This window comes from Auraticoccus monumenti (assembly GCF_900101785.1).
Taxonomy (GTDB): Bacteria; Actinomycetota; Actinomycetes; order Propionibacteriales; family Propionibacteriaceae; genus Auraticoccus; species Auraticoccus monumenti.
Genome location: NZ_LT629688.1, coordinates 1,689,503 through 1,708,989 on the forward strand (window position 1 = coordinate 1,689,503; position 19,487 = coordinate 1,708,989).

Here is a 19,487-nt window from a genome sequence, read left to right on the forward strand (position 1 = left end):
CGGACGCGTCTCAGCGTGCGTAGTCGACCAGGACGGGGGAGTGGTCGCTCATCCTCGCCTGGTAGGACGGCTCACGGTCGGTGCCCCCGCGCAGCGCGCGGGCGGCCAGGCCGGGGGAGGCCAGCTGGTAGTCGATCCGCCACCCGGTGTCGTTGGCGAAGGCCTGCCCCCGCCAGGTCCACCACGAGTAGGGCCCGCTCTCGCCGGGGTGCAGCGAGCGCACCACGTCGACCAGCCGCCGGGGGGACAGCAGCGAGCCGAACCACTCCCGCTCCTCGGGCAGGAAGCCCGGGCTGCGCCGGTTGGTCCGCCAGCTCGCCAGGTCCAGCTCGGTGTGCGCGATGTTGAAGTCGCCCATCACCACGAACTCGCGTCCGGCGCGGGCCGCAGCCAGTCGGGAACCGGTCAGCTGGCGGGCCAGGGAGGCCATGAACCGCAGCTTGCGCCGCTGGCGGGCCTCGGCGCGTGGGCCGTCGGCGGCTCGGTCGCCCTTGGGCAGGTAGAGCGAGGCGACGGTCAGGCCCGCGTCGTCCAGGTCCACCTCGAGGTAGCGGCCCTCGTCGGCGAAGGCGACGTTGCCGATCCCGGTGCGGACCGCGCTCGGACGCTCCCGCGAGAGCACCGCGACCCCGTTCCGCCCGGCCCGGGAGCCGGCGTCCAGGCTGAGGTGCCAGCCGGGCAGCGGGGGCACCAGCTCGGGGGCGCAGCGCACCTCCTGCAGGGCCACCACGTCGGGGGCGCGGTCGGTCAGCCAGTCGCCCAGACCCCGACGCACCGCCGCCCGGACGCCGTTGACGTTGGCACTGGCCACCCGCAGCACCGACCCGGTGGCCGGGGGCGGGGGAGGCACCTGGCTCAGCGGTAGTTCACGAACTGGACGGCGAACTCGTACTCCTGGGCCTGGATCAGCCGCTGCACCGACTGCAGGTCGTCGCGGGACTTGCTGCTGACCCGCAGCTCGTCGCCCTGCACCTGGGACTTGACGCCCTTGGGGCCCTCGTCGCGCAGCAGCTTGGTGATCTTCTTCGCGTTCTCCTGGCTGATGCCCTCGACGGTCTCGGCGGTGATCTTCCACAGCTTGCCCGACGGGCGGGGGTCGCCGGCCTCCAGCGCCTTCAGGTCCACCTTGCGCCGGGCGAGCTTGGAGCGGAAGACGTCGAGCACGGCCTTGACCCGCTCCTCGCTCACCGCCTGCATCTCCACGGCCTCCCCGGACCAGGCGATCTTCGCGTCGGTGCCCTTGAAGTCGAAGCGCTGGGCCACCTCCTTGGCGGCCTGGTTGAGGGCGTTGTCCACCTCCTGGCGGTCCACCTTGCTGACCACGTCGAACGAGCTCTCCGATGCCATCCCGGCCTCCTGTCGCTGCCCGCCCGGTGCTCCCGGCGGGGTCCGTCCCTGCTGCTGCCATCGTGACGCGCTGCCCGCCCGGAGGCCAAACGCCGCGGAGCCGGGTACCGATTGGTCAGCGGGGTGCTTCCCGGGGTAACGTTCCTCACCGCCGAGCGATCGGCACGGCAGGTTGCCCGAGCGGCCAAAGGGAGCGGTCTGTAAAACCGTCGGCTCAGCCTACGTTGGTTCGAATCCAACACCTGCCACGCACCTCGTCCGAGGCGGTCTGACGCACCGCCGGAGGCTCCGGGTGGGCTCCACCAGCCAGTTTGGTGAGTCCGACCGGAGTGTGTAGTCTTACGCGTCGGCTGGCCCCCATAGCTCAGTTGGCAGAGCGTCTCCATGGTAAGGAGAAGGTCTGCGGTTCGATTCCGCATGGGGGCCCTGTAACCGGTGGGCCTCGTGCCCGCCGGTCGCGGCGGGGTAGCTCAGTTGGTGAGAGCGCACGACTCATAATCGTGAGGTCGCGGGTTCGAATCCCGCTCCCGCTACCGCCCGCCGCACCGCAGCACAGACCACGACGTCGCCACCCGGCGGCGGGAACAGAGGAATCATGGCCAAGGCATCTGACGTACGGCCCAAGATCACCCTTGCCTGCACCGAGTGCAAGGACCGGAACTACATCACCAAGAAGAACCGGCGCAACGACCCGGATCGTCTCGAGCTGAAGAAGTTCTGCCCCAAGTGCCACACGCACACGCCGCACCGCGAGACCCGCTGACCGTGCCGGCTGCGTCCTGAGCGACGCGCGACGAGCCGCTGCCCCCGCCGGGGCGGCGGCTCTCGTCGTCCCCGGGCCCGTCCGGCCCGGTCCCTTCGCCTGCCGGCCAGCGGCCCCCCGCGGGCCCCGGAACCGTCCGACCCGGCCCCTAGACTCCCTCGCATGCCGATCTCCACCGAGCACGTCGGGCGCAGCTACCCGGCGACCGAGCGCTACGTCGTGAGCAGGGCCAAGGTCCGCGAGCTGGCCACCGCCCTGGGCGACGACTCCGAGGCCTTCCGCGGAGCCGCCCCGATCGCCCCGCCGACCTTCGCCATCGTGGTGGCCGGTCACGCCTGGGAGCAGATGTTCAACGACCCCGACCTCGGCCTCGCGCTGGAGCGGATCGTGCACGGCGAGCAGGGCTTCGAGTGGACGCGTCCGCTCCGGGTGGGTGACGAGGTGACCGCCACCCTGACCATCGAGAAGGTCCGGACCCGCGGCCCGGTGGACTGGATCGGCTCCTCGGCCACCATCAGCACCACCGACGGCGAGGAGGTCTGCCGCGTGAGCGCCACCTTCGTGCACTCCCACGCCGCCGAGGAGGAGCAGCGATGAGCCCCACCAGCACCCGCACCCCGGTGCCCGCCGCCGGCCACCAGGTCGAGGTGGGCACGCCGCTGCCCCAGACCACCGTCCACCTCACCCGGGCGGACCTGATCCGCTACGCCGGCGCCTCCGGCGACCTCAACCCGATCCACTGGTCCGACCGCTTCGCCGAGGCCATCGGGATGCCCGGCGTGGTCGCGCACGGCATGTTCACCATGGCGCTGGCGGTCAAGACGGTGACGGACTGGGTCGGCGACCCCGGCGCCGTCCGCGCCTGCAGCACCCGCTTCACCCGCCCGGTCGTGGTCGACGAGCTGGACGGCGTCGACGTCGTCTTCACCGGCGCCGTCTCCGCGGTCGAGGGCCGGCGGGTCACCGTCACCGTCGAGGCCGTCTCCGGCGGGGTCAAGGTGCTCGGGGCCACGAGGGTGGAGGTGGAGCGTGCCTGAGGTCGTCGCGTCCACCCCGGCCGAGGCGCGGGGTGAGACGGTGCCCGCGGCGGCCGTCCCGCTCTCCACGCTGACCACGCTGCACCTGGGGGGTCCGGCGCGGCGCCTGGTCGTGGCCACCACCGCCGAGCAGCTGGTCGAGGCCGTCGCCGACTGCGACCGGCGCGGCGAGCCGGTGCTGGTGCTGGGCGGCGGGTCGAACCTGGTGGTCGGCGACGACGGCTTCGACGGCACCGTCGTCCGGGTGGCCAGCCGCGGGGTGGTGCTGGACGACCTGTCCGACTGCGCAGGGGCCACGGTGACGGTCGCCGCGGGGGAGCCCTGGGACGCCCTGGTGGCCACCACGGTCGAGCGGGGCTGGGTGGGGCTGGAGGCCCTGTCCGGCATCCCCGGCCTGACCGGGGCCAGCCCGATCCAGAACGTCGGGGCCTACGGGGCCGACGTCAGCCAGACCATCGCCTCGGTGCGCACCTGGGACCGCCACGAGCGGGCCCAGCGCACGCTCCCGGCCGCCGCCTGCGCCTTCGGCTACCGCAGCTCGCGGTTCAAGTCCGAGCCCGGCCGCCACCTGGTGCTGTCGGTGACCTTCCAGCTCGAGCTGGGCACCCTGGGCGCCCCGGTCCGCTACGCCGAGCTGGCCCGGGCCCTCGGTGTCGAGCCGGGTGGGCGGGCACCCGCCGGCGCGGTCCGCGACGCCGTGCTGGGCCTGCGGGCGGGCAAGGGCATGGTGCTGGACGAGTCCGACCACGACACCTGGAGCGCCGGCTCGTTCTTCACCAACCCCGTGCTGGACGCCGACCGCGCGGCCACCCTGCCCGAGGACGCTCCCCGGTTCCCCCAGCCCGACGGCCGGGTCAAGACCAGCGCCGCCTGGCTGATCGAGCGCGCCGGCTTCCCGCGCGGGTTCGGTGAGCCGCCGGCCACCGTGTCGACCAAGCACACCCTGGCCCTGACCAACCGGGGCGGGGCCACCACGACGCAGCTCCTCTCCCTCGCCTCGACCATCCGCGACGGGGTACAGCGCCGGTACGGGGTCGTGCTCGAGCCCGAGCCCCAGCTCGTCGGGTGCGCCCTCGCCCCGGCGGCCGGGTGACCCGCGACACCCCACCCAGCGAGAGGACACCATGACCAGCACCACCCGTTCCGAGAGCGACCGCTTCGCCGTCTGGGCCCCGCGCCCCCAGCAGGTGACGCTGGTGGCCGACGGCACCCAGGTGGCCATGAGCCGGGACGACGACGGCTGGTGGCGCCCCACCGACCTGCCGGCCGGGCTCGCCGAGGGGGAGGTCGACTACGGCTACCTCCTCGACGAGGAGCCGACCCCCCGACCCGACCCGCGCTCCCCGCGCCAGCCCGAGGGCGTGCACGGGCTGTCCCGCACCTTCGACCCGTCCGCCCACCAGTGGCAGGACGGCGCCTGGACGGGCCGCCAGCTGGCTGGTGGCGTGGTCTACGAGATGCACATCGGCACCTTCACCCCCGAGGGCACCTTCGCCGCCGCCGAGGAGCGGCTGGACCACCTGGTGGAGCTCGGGGTGGACCTCCTCGAGATCCTGCCGGTGAACGGCTTCAACGGCACCCACAACTGGGGCTACGACGGCGTCCTCTGGTACACGGTGCACGAGGCCTACGGCGGTCCTGCGGCCTACCAGCACTTCGTCGACGCCTGCCACCAGCGCGGGCTCGGCGTCGTCCAGGACGTCGTCTACAACCACCTGGGCCCCAGCGGGAACTACCTGCCCGAGTTCGGGCCGTACTACAACGAGGCGGCCAACACGACCTGGGGCACGGCGATCAACTTCGACGGCCGCGGCTCCGACACCGTCCGGCGCTACGTGGTCGACAACGCGCTGATGTGGCTGCGCGACATGCACGTCGACGGCCTCCGGCTGGACGCCGTGCACGCCCTGGCCGACCCGGGGCAGGCCTACGACATCCTCGAGCAGCTCGCGGTCGAGACCGACGCCCTCAGCGCGGCCGTCGGGCGTCCCCTCACGCTGATCGCGGAGTCCGACATGAACAACCCGCGGCTGATCACCCCGCGCCAGGCCGGTGGGTTCGGGCTGGCCGGGCAGTGGAGCGACGACTTCCACCACGCCCTGCTCACCAACCTCACCGGTGACACCGCCGGCTGGTTCGCCGACTTCGCCGGGCTGGACTCCCTGGCCAAGGTGCTGACCCGCGGTTTCTTCCACGACGGCACCTGGTCCAGCTTCCGCGGACGCACCCACGGCCGCCCGGTCGACCTGACCCACACCCCGTCCTGGCGGCTCGTGGTCTGCTCGGCCAACCACGACCAGATCGGCAACCGGGCCGACGGCAGCCGCCCGCGCAGCCGGATGAGCCAGGGGCAGCTGGCCGTGGCGGCCGCGTTCACGCTGCTGGGGCCGTCCACGCCGATGGTCTTCATGGGGGAGGAGTGGGGGGCCTCGACGCCCTGGGCCTTCTTCAGCTCCCACCCCGAGCCCGAGCTGGGCAAGGCCGTCTCCGAGGGCCGGCTGGCCGAGTTCGCGGAGATGGACTGGGACCCCGAGACGGTGCCGGACCCGCAGGACCCCGCGACCTTCACCTCCTCCCGGCTCGACTGGTCCGAGCCCACCGGCGGCGAGCACGCGGACCTGCTGGCCTGGTACCGCGAGCTGATCGGGCTGCGGCGCACCCGCCCCGAGCTCACCGACCCGCGCTGGTCGGAGGTCTCGGTCGACCACGACGCCGAGGAGGGCTGGCTGGTGCTGCACCGTGGCGGACGCTCCGCGGTCACCGCCTCCTTCAGCGCCGACGAGGTCCGGGTGCCGCTGCACGAGGCGGGGCTGACCGGTGCGGCCGGGCTGCTGGTCTCGCGCGGTGACGTCCGCGTCGAGGACGGCGAGCTGGTGCTGGGTGCGCACGCGGTGGGGGTCTGGGCGACGGCGTGAGGTCGACGGCCGGCGTGGAACGCCGGCCGCGGGTGCGGGCCGCGCCGATACCCTGAGCCGGGGCCGACGCGGTCCGCACCGCACACAGTGAGGACGAATGTGATGGGTCTGGCAGACCTCGACCAGCAGCAGCTCGACGCCCTGGCGGCGGGCACCACGCAGGCCTACGCCGAGCTGCAGGAGCGCGGGCTGTCCCTCGACCTCACCCGTGGCAAGCCCTCGGCGGCCCAGCTGGACCTCTCCGACGAGCTGCTGACGCTGCCGGGCGCCGGGAGGTCCCGCGCCGCCGACGGCACCGACGTGCGCAACTACGGCGGCCAGAAGGGTCTGCCCGAGATCCGCGCCATCTTCGCCGAGCTGCTCGGGGTCGAGGTGGACCAGCTGCTGGCGGGGGACAACTCCAGCCTGTCGCTGATGCACGACACCATCTCCTGGGCCGTGCTGCACGGCGTCCCCGGCGGTGACGGCCCCTGGTTCGGGCGGGGCGTGAAGTTCATCTGCCCGGTCCCCGGCTACGACCGGCACTTCTCGATCCTCTCCTCACTGGGCATCGAGATGGTGCCGGTGGCCCTCGGCGAGCACGGTCCGGACGTGGCCGAGATCGCCGCCCTGGTCGCCGCCGACGAGTCCATCAAGGGCATCTGGGTGGTCCCCACCTACGCCAACCCCACCGGCGCGGTCTACGACGAGGCCACCACCCGGGCCCTGCTGGAGATGCCCGCCGCACCGGACTTCCGGGTGTTCTGGGACAACGCCTACGCGCTGCACCACCTGACCGACACCGAGCACCCCCCGCTGGACGTCCTGGGACTGGCCGAGCAGGCCGGTCACCCCGACCGGGTGCTGGTCTTCGCCTCCACCTCCAAGATCAGCTACGCCGGCGCCGGGGTGTCCTTCCTGGCCTCCAGCCCGGCCAACCTGACCTGGTACCTCGACCACGCCGCCAAGCGCTCCATCGGCCCGGACAAGCTCAACCACCTCCGCCACGCGCTGTGGTTCCGCGACGCCGACGGGGTGCGCCGGGTGATGCGGCGCCACCGCGAGCTGCTGGAGCCCAAGTTCGCCCTGGTCCGCGCCGAGCTGGAGCGCCGCCTGGGGGGCCTGGGCATCGCCAGCTGGACCGAGCCCGAGGGCGGGTACTTCGTCAGCCTGGACGTCCCCGACGGCACCGCCTCGCGGGTGGTGGCGCTGGCCCGTGCGGCGGGGATCGCGCTGACCCCGGCAGGGGCCTCGTTCCCCGGCGGTCACGACCCCCGTGACCGCAACATCCGGATCGCGCCCTCCTTCCCGCCGGAGGCCGAGCTGGCCGTGGCGATGGAGGGGCTGACCACCTGCGTGCTGCTCGCCGCGCTGGAGCAGCAGGGGGTCGTCGAGGTCTGAGCGGGTGCGAGTTCGACTCCTCGCGCCGGACTGCGTACTATGCATGTCTTGGCGAGTCCGCTGACTTGGTCTGTCGCGCCCGCGGCCGGATCAAGGCAGGGAGTCGTCGAAGGGCAATAGCTCAACTGGCAGAGCATCGGTCTCCAAAACCGAAGGTTGGGGGTTCAAGTCCCTCTTGCCCTGCGGAGCGGGACGGGGTGCCACGGCACCCCGGCCCCCGCGATGCGGGTCGGCCGTGCGCCGCCCGCCCTGTCTCCGCCCCGAGCCGTCGACGGGGTGGTTCGACCGGGCCGTGACGCCGTCACGGCTCCCACCGGAGATGTGAGGACCTCGCGTGGCTGATGAGAAGAGCTCGGACCCGACCCCAGGGTCGGATCCGGCGTCTCCGCGTGAGCCGGAGCAGGTCGGTGGGGCCGACGCCCTCCAGCCGGAGGGGTCCGACCCGGCCGGCACGCCCGGCGGGGACGTCCCGGGCGGGCAGCTGCCGGGGGACGGCGCCGACGACGCCCCCCTGGCCGACGAGCCGGACGACGACACCGCGGACGACGACACCGCGGCCGCCGACCGGAGCCACGACGGCGCCGACCGCACCGCGGCCCGCGCCATGACCCCGGACGTCCCGGCCGACGAACCCACCGACGACGAGCTGCGCGACGGCGACGAGCCGACCGGGCCCGAGCTCGCCGGTGTGTCGGCGAGCCGGCGCCCCGTGCGCCGCGACCGGGCCCAGGAGGGTGCCGGTTCCGGCACCGAGCTCGCACCCAGCAAGGGACGGGCGACCCGCCGTCGTGGCGAGGCCGAGGCCGACGCCACCCCGGGGCGCACCAACCCGGCCACCTTCGTGAACGAGTCCGTCGGCGAGCTGCGCAAGGTGGTCTGGCCCACCGCGGAGCAGATGAGGACCTACTTCGTGGTCGTGCTCGTCTTCGTGGTCTTCATGATCACCGTGGTGAGCTCCCTCGACCTGCTCTTCGGCTGGGCCCTGCTGCAGGTGTTCCGCTGATGAGCCCAACGAACGAGTACGGAGAGAACGTGTCTGAGAACCCGACCCAGGACGACCAGGCCGAGGTCGACATCGACCTCGGTTCGCCGGAGCAGTCCGGCGAGGAGGTCGAGCTGGACCTCGGCGACTTCACCTCCGAGCAGGGCACCGACGACGGAGCCGGCATCGACCTCGACTTCGGCAGCGAGGACGAGGCCGCCGAGCCCGGGGTCGACCTCGACTTCGGCACCGACGAGGACGAGACCGCCGACGAGGACGAGGACGAGCCCGCCGACGAGGGGCCCGACGTGGGCGAGGAGGCGCGGGTCGCCCTGCGCGCCGAGCTCGAGTCGAAGTTCGGCGAGTGGTACGTCGTGCACACCTACTCCGGCATGGAGAACCGCGTGCAGCAGAACCTCGAGAACCGGGTGCAGTCCCTCAACATGGAGGACTACATCTTCGAGGTGGTCGTCCCCACCGAGGAGGTGGTGGAGATCCGCAACGGCGCCAAGAAGCAGGTCCGCCGCACCGTCCTCCCCGGCTACGTGCTGGTCCGGATGGAGCTCACCGACGAGTCGTGGGCCACCGTGCGCCACACCCCGTCGGTCACCGGCTTCGTCGGGCACGCGACCTCCCCGGTCCCGCTCAGCCTCGACGAGGTGGAGAAGATGCTGGCCCCGTCGGTGATGGCTGCCGCGGTGGCCGCCTCCGACCAGCCGGTGAAGCGCAAGAAGAAGATCGAGGTCGCCGACTACGAGGTGGGCGACTCCGTCATGGTCACCGACGGCCCGTTCGCCGGCGTCCACGCCACGATCACCGAGATCAACCTCAACAACCAGCGTCTCCGGGCGCTGGTGGAGATCCTCGGCCGTGAGACCCCGGTGGACCTCACGTTCCCGCAGATCTCCAAGGTCTGACCGACACCAGAAGCGACCGGGCTCACCCGGTCGGAACCAACCCGAGCAAGGACCCACAACCATGCCTCCCAAGAAGAAAGTCGCCGCACTCGTCAAGGTGGCCCTGAACGCAGGGTCGGCGACGCCCGCACCGCCCGTCGGTACCGCTCTCGGTCCGCACGGCGTCAACATCATGGAGTTCTGCAAGGCCTACAACGCGGCCACGGAGTCCCAGCGCGGCAACGTCATCCCCGTCGAGATCACCATCTACGAGGACCGCAGCTTCACCTTCATCACCAAGACGCCGCCCGCGGCCGAGCTGATCAAGAAGGCTGCCGGCCTGCAGAAGGGTTCCGGCGTCCCGCACAAGGAGAAGGTCGGCCGGCTCACCCGCGACCAGGTCCGCGAGATCGCCAGCACCAAGCTGCCCGACCTCAACGCCAACGACGTCGAGGCCGCCATGAAGATCGTCGAGGGCACCGCGCGCTCGATGGGCGTCACCGTCGAGCGCTGAGCCCGACCCCGCACCACCCACCCGTGGGAGGGCCGAGCGCGGCCCGCACCACTCCTGGTCTGACAGATAGGAACCAGTCATGAAGCGCAGCAAGACCTACGAAGCAGCGGCCGCCAAGGTCGACGCCGACCAGCTCCACGCCCCCGGGGAGGCCCTGACCCTGGTCAAGGCCAACGCCTCGGCCAAGTTCGACGAGACCGTCGAGGTCGCCATGCGTCTCGGTGTCGACCCCCGCAAGGCCGACCAGATGGTCCGTGGCACGGTCAACCTCCCCAACGGCACCGGCAAGACGGCACGGGTCCTCGTCTTCGCCACCGGTGACCGGGCGGAGGCGGCCATCGCCGCCGGCGCCGACGAGGTCGGCTCCGACGACCTGGTCGAGAAGATCCAGGGCGGCTACCTGGACTTCGACGCCGTCGTGGCCACCCCGGACATGATGGGCAAGATCGGCCGCCTGGGTCGGGTGCTGGGCCCGCGTGGCCTGATGCCCAACCCCAAGACCGGCACCGTGACCGTCGACGTCGCCAAGGCCGTCACCGACATCAAGGGCGGCAAGATCGAGTTCCGGGTCGACCGGCACGCGAACCTGCAGTTCATCGTGGGCAAGGTCTCCTTCGACCAGGAGAAGCTCCAGGAGAACTACTTCGCCGCCCTGGACGAGGTGCTCCGGCTCAAGCCGTCCAGCTCCAAGGGCCGCTACCTGCGGAAGATCACCGTGTCCTCGACCATGAGCCCCGGCGTCCTGGTCGACCCGAACCGGGTCAAGCCCGACACGGAGTGACCCTCCGCACCACCGGCTGACGACGGCCCCCGACCCTGCGGTCGGGGGCCGTCGTGCGTCCCGGGTGGCTCCCGTCCCGTCGTCCCGGCGCCCCGGGCTCGTCCGGTTCCCGGGGGTCCCGCCCGCCGGGGGGCTCACCGCGCCACGGCAACCGCCGGACGCACCGCACGCCCGGACCGACCAGCGGTCCGGGCGTGCGGCGGGGGAGGGGTCAGGCGGGGCGGACGGCGCCGTTGAAGGGCATCGTCGACATCTTCACCTTCGCCACCGGCTGGCCGGGGCGCGAGGCGTGGATGATGTAGCCGTCCCCGACGTACAGGCCGGTGTGGCTGCGCCCGGAGTAGAAGAACACCACGTCACCGGGGCGCAGGTCCCCCTTGGAGACCTTGCGGCTGACGCCGGAGTACTGGGACTGGGAGGTGCGCGGGATCGAGACCCCGGCGGCCTTCCAGGCGCCCTGGGTCAGGCCCGAGCAGTCCCAGCTGCTGGGGCCGGTACCGCCGTAGACGTAGCGGTCGCCCAGCTGCTGCTTGGCGAAGGCCACGGCCTTGTCGGCCTTCGTCGTCGTCGCGGCCGCGGGCTTCTTCGGGGGGGCGATGGTGTGGCGCCCGGCCTGCAGGGCCTTCCAGACGGCGGAGTCGGTGCGCCCGGTCTGGCGGACGCCCATCGCCTTCTGCAGCGACTTCACCTGGCTGGAGGTGGGGGAGTAGTACCGCCCGGTGGCCTTGGTGGGACGACCGCTGGCCGTCAGCGCGCTCTGCAGCCGCTTGACGTCCCCGCCCTCGGAGCCGGAGCGCAGCGTGCGCGAGCCGCCGTGGGCCAGCAACGCCGTCCAGGTGCCCCGTCCGATGGTGCCGCTGCGGTCCAGGCCGACCCGGCCCTGGAAGCGCTTGACGTTCTGGACGTCGGCGGAGGACAGGTGGCCGTTGCGGCTCACGCCCTCGCCCGCCGAGTGCAGCAGGCACTCCGCCGCGGTGGCGGCCTGCCCCTTGGCCCCGGTCTTGATGGTGGGGTAGGAGGAGAGGTGGATGGTGCAGCCGGCGGCCTGGGCGTCGGCGCCGGGCGCCGTCAGGGCCAGCCCCGCGCCGAGGGCCAGGCTGGCCGCCACGGCAGCGGCGGCGCGGGTCCAGCGGGTGCTCCTGGGCAGGCTGGTGCTGGTGGTGTCTGTGCTCAAGGTGTGTGTCCCTCGTCCGGTCCGCATCCCCCGACGCGGAGGACGGTGGGAGGTTCCACCGCCGGGGGGAACCTAACCCACAGCCGCCGTTAGGGCAATGCTCAGGCTCTTCTCAGTCGGGTCCCGTCGTCCCGGTGCTGGTGGACGGGGACCGATTTGGCCGCCCCCGGAGCCGCGGGGTATGGTCGGCAGGCCGAAGACCGCTGGTTGATCGGGAGACCGATCCTAAGACCTCATCTCGAGGTGCCCGCGCAGGAACTGAGCTGGAGGCCCGTGCCTCCGTGAGCCCCGTGCCTGTGCGCCGGGGCTTTTCCTGTTCCCGGGGGTCGTCGGTCCGGCACGGCCCAGAGCCGCGCCGGACTCCACGAGAACCGGAAGGAGACCCATGGCGAGGCCAGACAAGGCAGCCACGGTCACCGAGCTGTCGGAGCAGTTCCGCAGCTCCGAGGCAGCCGTGCTGACCGAGTACCGCGGACTCTCCGTGGCGGCGCTGAAGGAGCTGCGCCGCTCGCTCGGGGACGACGCCAGCTACGCCGTCACGAAGAACACGCTGACCAAGATCGCCGCCCAGGACGCAGGTGTGGAGGGTCTGGACGACCTCCTCGTCGGTCCCACGGCGATCGCCTTCATCACCGGTGACGTCGCAGGCGTGGCCAAGGGCCTGCGGGACTTCGCCAGGGCGAACCCCGCGCTGGTGATCAAGGGCGGTGTCATGGAGGGTCGCTTCCTCGACGCCGACCAGGTCAAGAAGCTGGCCGATCTGGAGTCGCGCGAGGTCCTCCTCGCCAAGCTCGCCGGCGGCATGCAGGCCACCCTGCAGCAGGCCGTGTCCCTCCTCGCCGCTCCGCTCGCCCAGGCCGCCCGCGGCTTCGGCGCGCTGCAGACGGCCGCGGAGGCAGATCCCTCGCTCATCGCCGGTGCCGGCGAGGAGCAGAACCCGGTCGAGGCGGCACCTGCCGCTGAGACCGACGCGGCACCCGCCGCAGACCCCGACGCGGCTGCCGCCGCAGACACCGACGCGGCCGACGCTGCGCAGGACAAGTGAGAAAGGACGCCACCATGGCAAAGCTCAGCACCGAAGAGCTCCTTGATGCCTTCAAGGAGATGACCCTGATCGAGCTCAGCGAGTTCGTGAAGACCTTCGAGGACACCTTCGGCGTCTCCGCCGCGGCCCCCGTGGCCGTGGCTGCCGCCCCGGCCGCCGGTGGCGCCGGTGGCGACGCCCCGGCCGAGGAGGAGAGCGACGAGGTCGACGTCATCCTCGAGTCCGCGGGCGAGAAGAAGATCCAGGTCATCAAGGAGGTGCGCGCCCTCACCAGCCTGGGCCTCAAGGAGGCCAAGGACCTGGTCGAGGCCGCCCCCAAGGCCGTCCTGGAGAAGATCAAGAAGGACGACGCCAACAAGGCGAAGGAGCAGCTGGAGGGCGCTGGCGCCACCGTCACCCTCAAGTGACACCCTGCTGATCCGACCGGACGGCCCCGCACCCACGGAGGGTGCGGGGCCGTTCGGCGTCTCCTGGGTGGTGAGACAGGGGGTGGGTGGATCCGTGGGCCGTCAGCCGGCGATGGTGCGGGGGGAGGGCTTCGGCCAGATGCCGCCGCCGGCGGTCTCGACGGTGCCGGCCTTGGGCCAGATGCCGCCGCCGGCGGTCTCGACGTTGCCGGCCTTGGGCCAGATGCCGCCGCCGGCGGTCTCGGAGGTGATGGGCTTGGGCCAGATGCCGCCACCGGCCTGGACGGCCGTCGGCTTCGGCCAGATCCCACCACCGGCGTGGTCGGTGCCGAGCGCGCCGCTGGCTGCGCCCCCGATCAGCAGGCCGGCGGCGAGGGTGGCGGAGACGACGATCTTCTTGGCGGAGATGCTCATCAGGTGTTCCTTCGGGGTTTGGTGGCCGGGGGCCACGGGTGTCCTGGCGGGTCGACGCGGTGTCGACCGGGGTGGTGGGCCCTGGGCTGGCTGCCAGGGGTGTGCGTCGTGCGGCACCGGCGAACGGTGTCGGCCTGTCCCCCGAGGATCGGCCGACGGCCCTTGACCTGCCACGGGCCAAGCGCTTGACTGCCTGTCAGGTCTGTCAAGTTCGTCGCGACAAGACTGTGACATCTTCAGCACTTCCGCAAGGCTGACTCAGGAAGTGCCCGTGCAGGGATGGGAGAACCAGTGAGTGCAGTGACGACGGTGAGCGAGGAGGACCGGTCGCTCGGAGAGCGGCTCAGGCTGCTCCGACGCGAGCGCCAGATGTCGCAGAGCGACCTGGGTGGGGACCGCTTCAGCGGGAGCTACGTGTCCCACGTCGAGAAGGGTCGGCGTCGTCTGTCGGCCGAGATGGTCGCCTACTTCGCCGGACGACTCGGCATCGACCCCCGACGCATCACCGACGCCGAGGCCCCCGGATCCGCTGCCCCCCACGCCCCCGCCCGGGTCGCCGAGAGCGTCACGGCCCTGGCTGACGCGCAGCTGGCCTTCGGCGAGCACCGCTTCCCGGTGGCGGCACGGCTGGCCGAGAGCGCGGCCAGGCGGGCGACCGCCGCGGGCGACGACGCCGGCGCCTGGTCGCTGACCATGCTGCAGGCCCGGTCGCTGTTCGAGGCCGACGAGCTCCACCGGGCCGCGGAGCTGGCGATGTCCCTGGTCGAGCACCCCCTCGCCGTGGCCGCACCGCTGCTCCAGGTCGAGGCGCTGCTGCTGGCCTGCCGGGCCAGCCGCTTCAGCGGTGACCTCGCCGTGGCCGTGGAGCAGGGCGAACGCGCCCTGCACACCGCCCGGGCCTCCACCCACCTCGACCTCCAGGCGCACGCGGCGGTCTTCCTGCTCGGCGCCCTGATGGAGGCCGACCGGTCCGACCGCGCGGAGGAGATCTGCGGCTGGCTGGTCGACCACCTGGACCGGATCGACTCGGTCCAGGTCAGCGGGCTGGCGCACTGGGCGCTGGGCAACATGGGCTGGCTGACCGGAGACGTCGAGGGGGGTCTGGCCCACCAGGCCGCCGCCGCGCGGCTGCTCAGCCCGCACGTCGACCTGCGTGACTGGGCCCGCTTCCGCAAGGCCGCGGCCGTGCTCCGCCTGCAGCACGGGCACACCGAGGGCGTGCTGGAGCTGCTCCAGCAGGCCGGGGACGGCCTGCGCATCGTCGGCAACCCCAGCGACCTCACCGAGCTCCGGCTGACCGAGGCGCGCTACCGGCTGCTCACCGGCTCGGTCGAGGAGGCCGCCGCCCTGGTCGGGTTCTGCCTCGGCGACACCAGCCTGGACGACGCCCCGCACTCGCGGGCCGAGGCCGAGGCGCTGCTCGCCGACGTGGAGCAGGCGCGCGGGCGGCTGGTCGAGAGCGGCCAGGCCTGCCTGCGGTCCGCCCTGCTGTTCGAGCAGGCCGGCGCCTACCAGCGCTCGGTCGAGATGTGGCGCCGGCACGCGCACGTCCTGGACGTCTCCATCGGCTGACCCACCCCCTGTCGGCACCCAGCCCCACGACCGCCACCGACGGGGTCGTGGGGCTGGGTCGTCCCCGGCCCCGGTCGAGGCGGCGGACCCGCGGGTGGGACGTGCTCCCAGACGTGTCGAGGAGCCCGTGACGGGCCGGCCGTGGCCCTCGACGGCGTGGCGCCTGCCGGATCACCGCAGGTGCTGAGCCGGTCCTGGGACCAGCCCCGCGGGCACGGGTGGCGGGTCGGGGTGCCCCTCCGGGACCGCCGTGAAGAAAGTCTGTCAAAAAAGTTGACACCACCTCCGGGGACGGCTTAGATGAAGGCATCGGGGTTACGACCCCGGTACGGCAGGTCAGCAGCGAGGTGGTCGGATTCGACCACTGTCCGCGCGCTGCCGAGCATGGCCCCTGGCACCCCCGAAGCCAGGGGCCATGCGCCTGTCCCGGGGTCCCCACCGTGCTCCGGGGCCGGCCTCGCGCGGCGGCGGTGGGGGAGCGACGTCGAGCGGCTCGGCCGACACGCGCGCAAGCGGATCCTGCGGAGTGTCTTGCCAGCGCCCCCTGGCTGGCTATGCTTGCTCGTCGAGCGGTCACCGTCGGTCCGGCGGTTTGACGGTTCCACATCGTGCTGCCCCTGCGCTTGCATCCGGGGGTCCGGCCGGACTACTCTGTGTTCTTGCCCCACGTGCCTGACGACCCGTTTCTCTTGACACGGGTCCGTCATCGTGCCCACGTATCGCACCTTGTGTCTCGGAAGGACCCAACTGTTGGCCGCCTCGCGCACCGTCTCGAACACCAACGTCATCTCCCGCACTGGTCGCATCTCCTTCGCCAAGATCGCTGAACCCTTCGAGGTTCCCGACCTGCTCGACCTGCAGATCGACGCCTTCGACTGGCTGGTCGGCAACGACGTCTGGCGCCAGCGGATCGACGCGGCCCTGGCGGAGGGACGCACCGACGTCAACCCCCGCTCGGGCCTGGAGGAGATCTTCGAGGAGATCTCCCCGATCGAGGACTTCAACCAGACGATGTCGCTGTCCTTCCGCGACCACCGGTTCGAGGACCCGAAGTTCTCCGTCGAGGAGTGCAAGGAGCGCGACGCGACCTACGCCGCGCCGCTCTTCGTCACCGCCGAGTTCATGAACAACGAGACCGGCGAGATCAAGAGCCAGACCGTGTTCATGGGCGACTTCCCGCTGATGACCCCCAAGGGCACCTTCGTCATCAACGGCACCGAGCGCGTCGTCGTGTCCCAGCTGGTGCGGTCCCCGGGCGTCTACTTCGAGCAGACCCCGGACAAGACCTCCGACAAGGACATCTTCACCGCGAAGATGATCCCCTCGCGCGGCGCCTGGCTCGAGTTCGAGATCGACAAGCGCGACATGGTCGGCGTCCGCCTGGACCGCAAGCGCAAGCAGAACGTCACCGTGCTGCTCAAGGCCCTGGGCTGGAGCAACGAGAAGATCCTCGAGGAGTTCGGCGAGTACGAGTCCATGCGGCTCACCCTGGAGAAGGACCACACCACCACCCAGGACGAGGCCCTGCTCGACATCTACCGCAAGCTGCGCCCGGGCGAACCGCCGACGCGCGACGCCGCGGAGACGCTGCTGCAGAACTACTACTTCAACCCCAAGCGCTACGACCTTGCCAAGGTCGGTCGCTACAAGATCAACAAGAAGCTGGGGCTGGACCTCCCCTTCGACACCCAGACCCTCACCATGGACGACGTCGTGGCGACCATCCGCTACGTCGTCGCCCTGCACGAGGGGCGCACCGAGCTCGAGGGCCTCGTCCCCGACTCCCCGGTGCTGGTCGAGGAGGACGACATCGACCACTTCGGCAACCGCCGTCTGCGCACGGTCGGTGAGCTGATCCAGAACCAGCTCCGCACCGGTCTCGGCCGGATGGAGCGCGTGGTGCGCGACCGGATGACCACCCAGGACATCGAGGCCATCACCCCGCAGACCCTGATCAACATCCGCCCGGTCGTCGCGGCCATGCGGGAGTTCTTCGGCACCTCGCAGCTGTCGCAGTTCATGGACCAGACCAACCCGGTCTCCGGCCTGACGCACAAGCGTCGTCTGTCCGCGCTGGGCCCGGGCGGTCTCTCCCGTGACCGCGCCGGCATGGAGGTCCGTGACGTCCACCCGTCGCACTACGGCCGGATGTGCCCGATCGAGACCCCTGAGGGCCCGAACATCGGCCTGATCGGCTCGCTGGCCTCGTTCGCCCGGGTCAACGCCTTCGGCTTCATCGAGACCCCGTACCGCCGCGTCCAGGACGGTCGGGTGACCGACACCGTCGACTACCTGACCGCCGACGAGGAGGACCGCTACGTCACCGCCCAGGCCAACGCCAAGCTGAACGAGGACGGCACCTTCGCCGAGGAGCGCGTCCTGGTGCGCAAGCGCCACGGCAAGGTCGACACCATCCCCGGCACCGACGTGCAGTACATGGACGTCTCGCCCCGCCAGATGGTCTCCGTCGCGACCTCGCTGATCCCCTTCCTGGAGCACGACGACGCCAGCCGTGCCCTGATGGGGGCCAACATGCAGCGCCAGGCGGTGCCCCTGATCCGCAACGAGGCCCCCTTCGTCGGCACCGGCATGGAGTACCGCGGCGCCGTGGACGGCGGTGACGTCACCGTGGCCGCCAAGGCCGGTGCGGTCACCTCGGTGAGCGCCGACCTGGTCGAGATGGCCAACGACGACGGCACCTACTCCTCCTACAAGCTGGCCAAGTTCGAGCGCTCCAACCAGGGCACCTCGATCAACCAGCGCCCGCTGGTCTCGGCCGGGGACTCCCTGGCTGCCGGCGACCCGATCGCCGACGGCCCCTGCACCGACGGGGCCGAGATCGCGCTGGGACGCAACCTCCTGGTGGCGTTCATGCCCTGGGAGGGCCACAACTACGAGGACGCGATCATCCTCAGCCAGCGCCTGGTCCAGGACGACGTCCTCACCTCGATCCACATCGAGGAGCACGAGGTCGACGCCCGCGACACCAAGCTGGGTGCGGAGGAGATCACCCGCGACATCCCCAACGTCAGCGAGGAGATGCTGGCCAACCTCGACGACCGCGGCATCATCCGCGTCGGCGCCGAGGTGACCACCGGCGACATCCTGGTCGGCAAGGTGACCCCCAAGGGCGAGACCGAGCTCACGCCCGAGGAGCGCCTGCTGCGCGCCATCTTCGGCGAGAAGGCCCGTGAGGTCCGCGACACCTCGATGAAGGTCCCGCACGGCGAGACCGGCACCGTGATCGGCATCCGGGTCTTCGACCGCGACGAGGACGACGACCTGAACCCGGGCGTCAACCAGCTGGTCCGCGTCTACGTGGCCCAGAAGCGCAAGATCCAGGACGGCGACAAGCTCGCCGGCCGCCACGGCAACAAGGGCGTCATCTCCAAGATCCTCCCGGTCGAGGACATGCCGTTCCTCGAGGACGGGACCCCGGTCGACATCGTGCTCAACCCGCTGGGTGTGCCCAGCCGGATGAACGTCGGCCAGGTCCTGGAGACGCACCTGGGCTGGGTCGCCAAGACCGGCTGGGACGTCACCGAGGCCGAGGGCGACTGGGCCGAGCGCCTGCGCTCGGTCGGGCTCGGCCGGGTCGAGGGCAACCAGCGCCTCGCCACCCCGGTCTTCGACGGGGCCACCGAGGAGGAGCTGACGGGTCTGATGGCCCACGGGCTGCCGACGCGCGACGGCCAGCACCTGGTCGACGGCACCGGCAAGGCGCGGCTGTTCGACGGCCGCTCCGGCGAGCCGTACCCCGAGCCGGTCGGCGTGGGCTACATGTACATCCTCAAGCTCGACCACCTCGTCGACAACAAGATCCACGCACGCTCCACGGGTCCGTACTCGATGATCACCCAGCAGCCGCTCGGCGGTAAGGCCCAGTTCGGTGGCCAGCGCTTCGGTGAGATGGAGGTGTGGGCCCTGGAGGCCTACGGCGCCGCCTGGGCGCTGCAGGAGCTGCTGACCATCAAGTCCGACGACGTGCCGGGCCGGGTCAAGGTCTACGAGGCCATCGTCAAGGGGGAGAACATCCCCGAGCCGGGCATCCCGGAGTCGTTCAAGGTGCTGGTGAAGGAGATGAAGTCCCTCTGCCTGAACGTCGAGGTGCTCAGCTCCGACGGCACCCTGGTCGACCTCCGCGACTCCGAGGAGGACAGCTACCGCGCCTCCGAGGACCTCGGCATCGACCTCTCGCGCCGTCCCGGTGAGTCCTTCGCCGGCGTCGACGAAGTCTGAGTCCACTCAGTCCCCCTGACA

Annotated in this window: 18 protein-coding genes and 4 tRNA genes; 18 read left to right on the top strand and 4 right to left on the bottom strand. The window is 71.6% G+C overall.

The annotated features are described in order from the left end of the window. Positions 1 to 10: 10 nt before the first annotated feature. On the bottom strand, positions 11 to 817 hold the full coding sequence (locus tag BLT52_RS07755; RefSeq protein WP_090596457.1) for an exodeoxyribonuclease III: 807 nt from the start codon (positions 815 to 817) through the stop codon (positions 11 to 13). Between the two features lie 38 nt (positions 818 to 855). Further along, complete coding sequence (locus BLT52_RS07760; protein ID WP_090592148.1) at positions 856 to 1,347, bottom strand: YajQ family cyclic di-GMP-binding protein; 492 nt, start codon at positions 1,345 to 1,347, stop codon at positions 856 to 858. A 166-nt stretch (positions 1,348 to 1,513) separates the two neighbouring features. Between BLT52_RS07760 and BLT52_RS07765 the strand changes: the two genes are divergently transcribed. The 14 genes from BLT52_RS07765 to rplA all read left to right on the top strand — a co-directional run bounded on the left by BLT52_RS07765 (position 1,514) and on the right by rplA (position 10,615). Next, a tRNA-Tyr gene (locus BLT52_RS07765) sits at positions 1,514 to 1,595 on the top strand. A gap of 105 nt (positions 1,596 to 1,700) precedes the next feature. Further along, positions 1,701 to 1,773, top strand: a tRNA-Thr gene (locus tag BLT52_RS07770). 33 nt (positions 1,774 to 1,806) lie between these two features. Then, a tRNA-Met gene (locus BLT52_RS07775) sits at positions 1,807 to 1,880 on the top strand. A 62-nt stretch (positions 1,881 to 1,942) separates the two neighbouring features. Then, positions 1,943 to 2,110 (top strand): 50S ribosomal protein L33, encoded by a 168-nt coding sequence (gene rpmG / locus BLT52_RS07780; RefSeq protein ID WP_090592149.1) that lies wholly within the window; start codon positions 1,943 to 1,945, stop codon positions 2,108 to 2,110. 162 nt (positions 2,111 to 2,272) lie between these two features. Further along, positions 2,273 to 2,707, top strand: a complete 435-nt coding sequence (locus BLT52_RS07785) for an FAS1-like dehydratase domain-containing protein (RefSeq protein ID WP_090592152.1) — start codon at positions 2,273 to 2,275, stop codon at positions 2,705 to 2,707. Further along, positions 2,704 to 3,147, top strand: coding sequence for a MaoC/PaaZ C-terminal domain-containing protein (locus BLT52_RS07790; protein WP_090592153.1), 444 nt, complete (start codon positions 2,704 to 2,706; stop codon positions 3,145 to 3,147). Before BLT52_RS07785 ends, BLT52_RS07790 begins: the two co-directional genes overlap by 4 nt. Next, the gene (locus tag BLT52_RS07795) at positions 3,140 to 4,240 is read left to right on the top strand and encodes a UDP-N-acetylmuramate dehydrogenase (protein WP_090592156.1); all 1,101 of its coding nucleotides are present in this window, start codon (positions 3,140 to 3,142) and stop codon (positions 4,238 to 4,240) included. The genes BLT52_RS07790 and BLT52_RS07795 overlap by 8 nt, the downstream gene beginning before the upstream one ends. Before the next feature lie 31 nt (positions 4,241 to 4,271). Continuing rightward, a complete protein-coding gene (gene treZ / locus BLT52_RS07800) occupies positions 4,272 to 6,062 on the top strand; it encodes a malto-oligosyltrehalose trehalohydrolase (protein ID WP_090592158.1) in 1,791 nt (596 codons plus the stop codon). A gap of 102 nt (positions 6,063 to 6,164) precedes the next feature. After that, the gene (locus BLT52_RS07805) at positions 6,165 to 7,442 is read left to right on the top strand and encodes an aminotransferase class I/II-fold pyridoxal phosphate-dependent enzyme (protein WP_090592160.1); all 1,278 of its coding nucleotides are present in this window, start codon (positions 6,165 to 6,167) and stop codon (positions 7,440 to 7,442) included. Positions 7,443 to 7,552: 110 nt separating this feature from the next. After that, positions 7,553 to 7,625: transfer RNA gene (locus BLT52_RS07810), tRNA-Trp, on the top strand. Between the two features lie 151 nt (positions 7,626 to 7,776). Beyond that, positions 7,777 to 8,445, top strand: coding sequence for a preprotein translocase subunit SecE (gene secE, locus BLT52_RS21385; RefSeq protein WP_090592162.1), 669 nt, complete (start codon positions 7,777 to 7,779; stop codon positions 8,443 to 8,445). A 29-nt stretch (positions 8,446 to 8,474) separates the two neighbouring features. Next, positions 8,475 to 9,341: a transcription termination/antitermination protein NusG gene (gene nusG / locus BLT52_RS07820; RefSeq protein ID WP_090592164.1), complete on the top strand. Its 867-nt coding sequence runs from the start codon at positions 8,475 to 8,477 to the stop codon at positions 9,339 to 9,341. 61 nt (positions 9,342 to 9,402) lie between these two features. Next, complete coding sequence (gene rplK / locus BLT52_RS07825; protein WP_090592166.1) at positions 9,403 to 9,834, top strand: 50S ribosomal protein L11; 432 nt, start codon at positions 9,403 to 9,405, stop codon at positions 9,832 to 9,834. Between the two features lie 79 nt (positions 9,835 to 9,913). Beyond that, positions 9,914 to 10,615 (top strand): 50S ribosomal protein L1, encoded by a 702-nt coding sequence (gene rplA, locus BLT52_RS07830; RefSeq protein ID WP_090592168.1) that lies wholly within the window; start codon positions 9,914 to 9,916, stop codon positions 10,613 to 10,615. Between the two features lie 211 nt (positions 10,616 to 10,826). On the opposite strand, the gene BLT52_RS21205 is transcribed toward rplA, so the two are convergent. Next, positions 10,827 to 11,789: a C40 family peptidase gene (locus tag BLT52_RS21205; protein WP_197679248.1), complete on the bottom strand. Its 963-nt coding sequence runs from the start codon at positions 11,787 to 11,789 to the stop codon at positions 10,827 to 10,829. 385 nt (positions 11,790 to 12,174) lie between these two features. Between BLT52_RS21205 and rplJ the strand changes: the two genes are divergently transcribed. Beyond that, positions 12,175 to 12,834, top strand: a complete 660-nt coding sequence (rplJ, locus tag BLT52_RS07840) for a 50S ribosomal protein L10 (RefSeq protein WP_090592170.1) — start codon at positions 12,175 to 12,177, stop codon at positions 12,832 to 12,834. A 14-nt stretch (positions 12,835 to 12,848) separates the two neighbouring features. Beyond that, positions 12,849 to 13,241, top strand: coding sequence for a 50S ribosomal protein L7/L12 (rplL, locus tag BLT52_RS07845; protein WP_090592171.1), 393 nt, complete (start codon positions 12,849 to 12,851; stop codon positions 13,239 to 13,241). Positions 13,242 to 13,343: 102 nt separating this feature from the next. Here the strand turns inward: rplL and BLT52_RS07850 are convergent, their stop codons facing one another. Next, positions 13,344 to 13,655: a hypothetical protein gene (locus BLT52_RS07850; protein ID WP_090592172.1), complete on the bottom strand. Its 312-nt coding sequence runs from the start codon at positions 13,653 to 13,655 to the stop codon at positions 13,344 to 13,346. 309 nt (positions 13,656 to 13,964) lie between these two features. On the opposite strand from BLT52_RS07850, the gene BLT52_RS07855 reads away from it, so the two are divergent. Then, positions 13,965 to 15,227 carry a helix-turn-helix domain-containing protein gene (locus tag BLT52_RS07855; RefSeq protein ID WP_172804008.1) on the top strand — a complete coding sequence of 421 codons (1,263 nt, stop codon included), beginning with the start codon at positions 13,965 to 13,967 and terminating at the stop codon, positions 15,225 to 15,227. Between the two features lie 750 nt (positions 15,228 to 15,977). After that, the gene (rpoB, locus tag BLT52_RS07860; RefSeq protein ID WP_157677030.1) at positions 15,978 to 19,466 is read left to right on the top strand and encodes a DNA-directed RNA polymerase subunit beta; all 3,489 of its coding nucleotides are present in this window, start codon (positions 15,978 to 15,980) and stop codon (positions 19,464 to 19,466) included. The last annotated feature ends 21 nt before the right edge of the window (positions 19,467 to 19,487 follow it).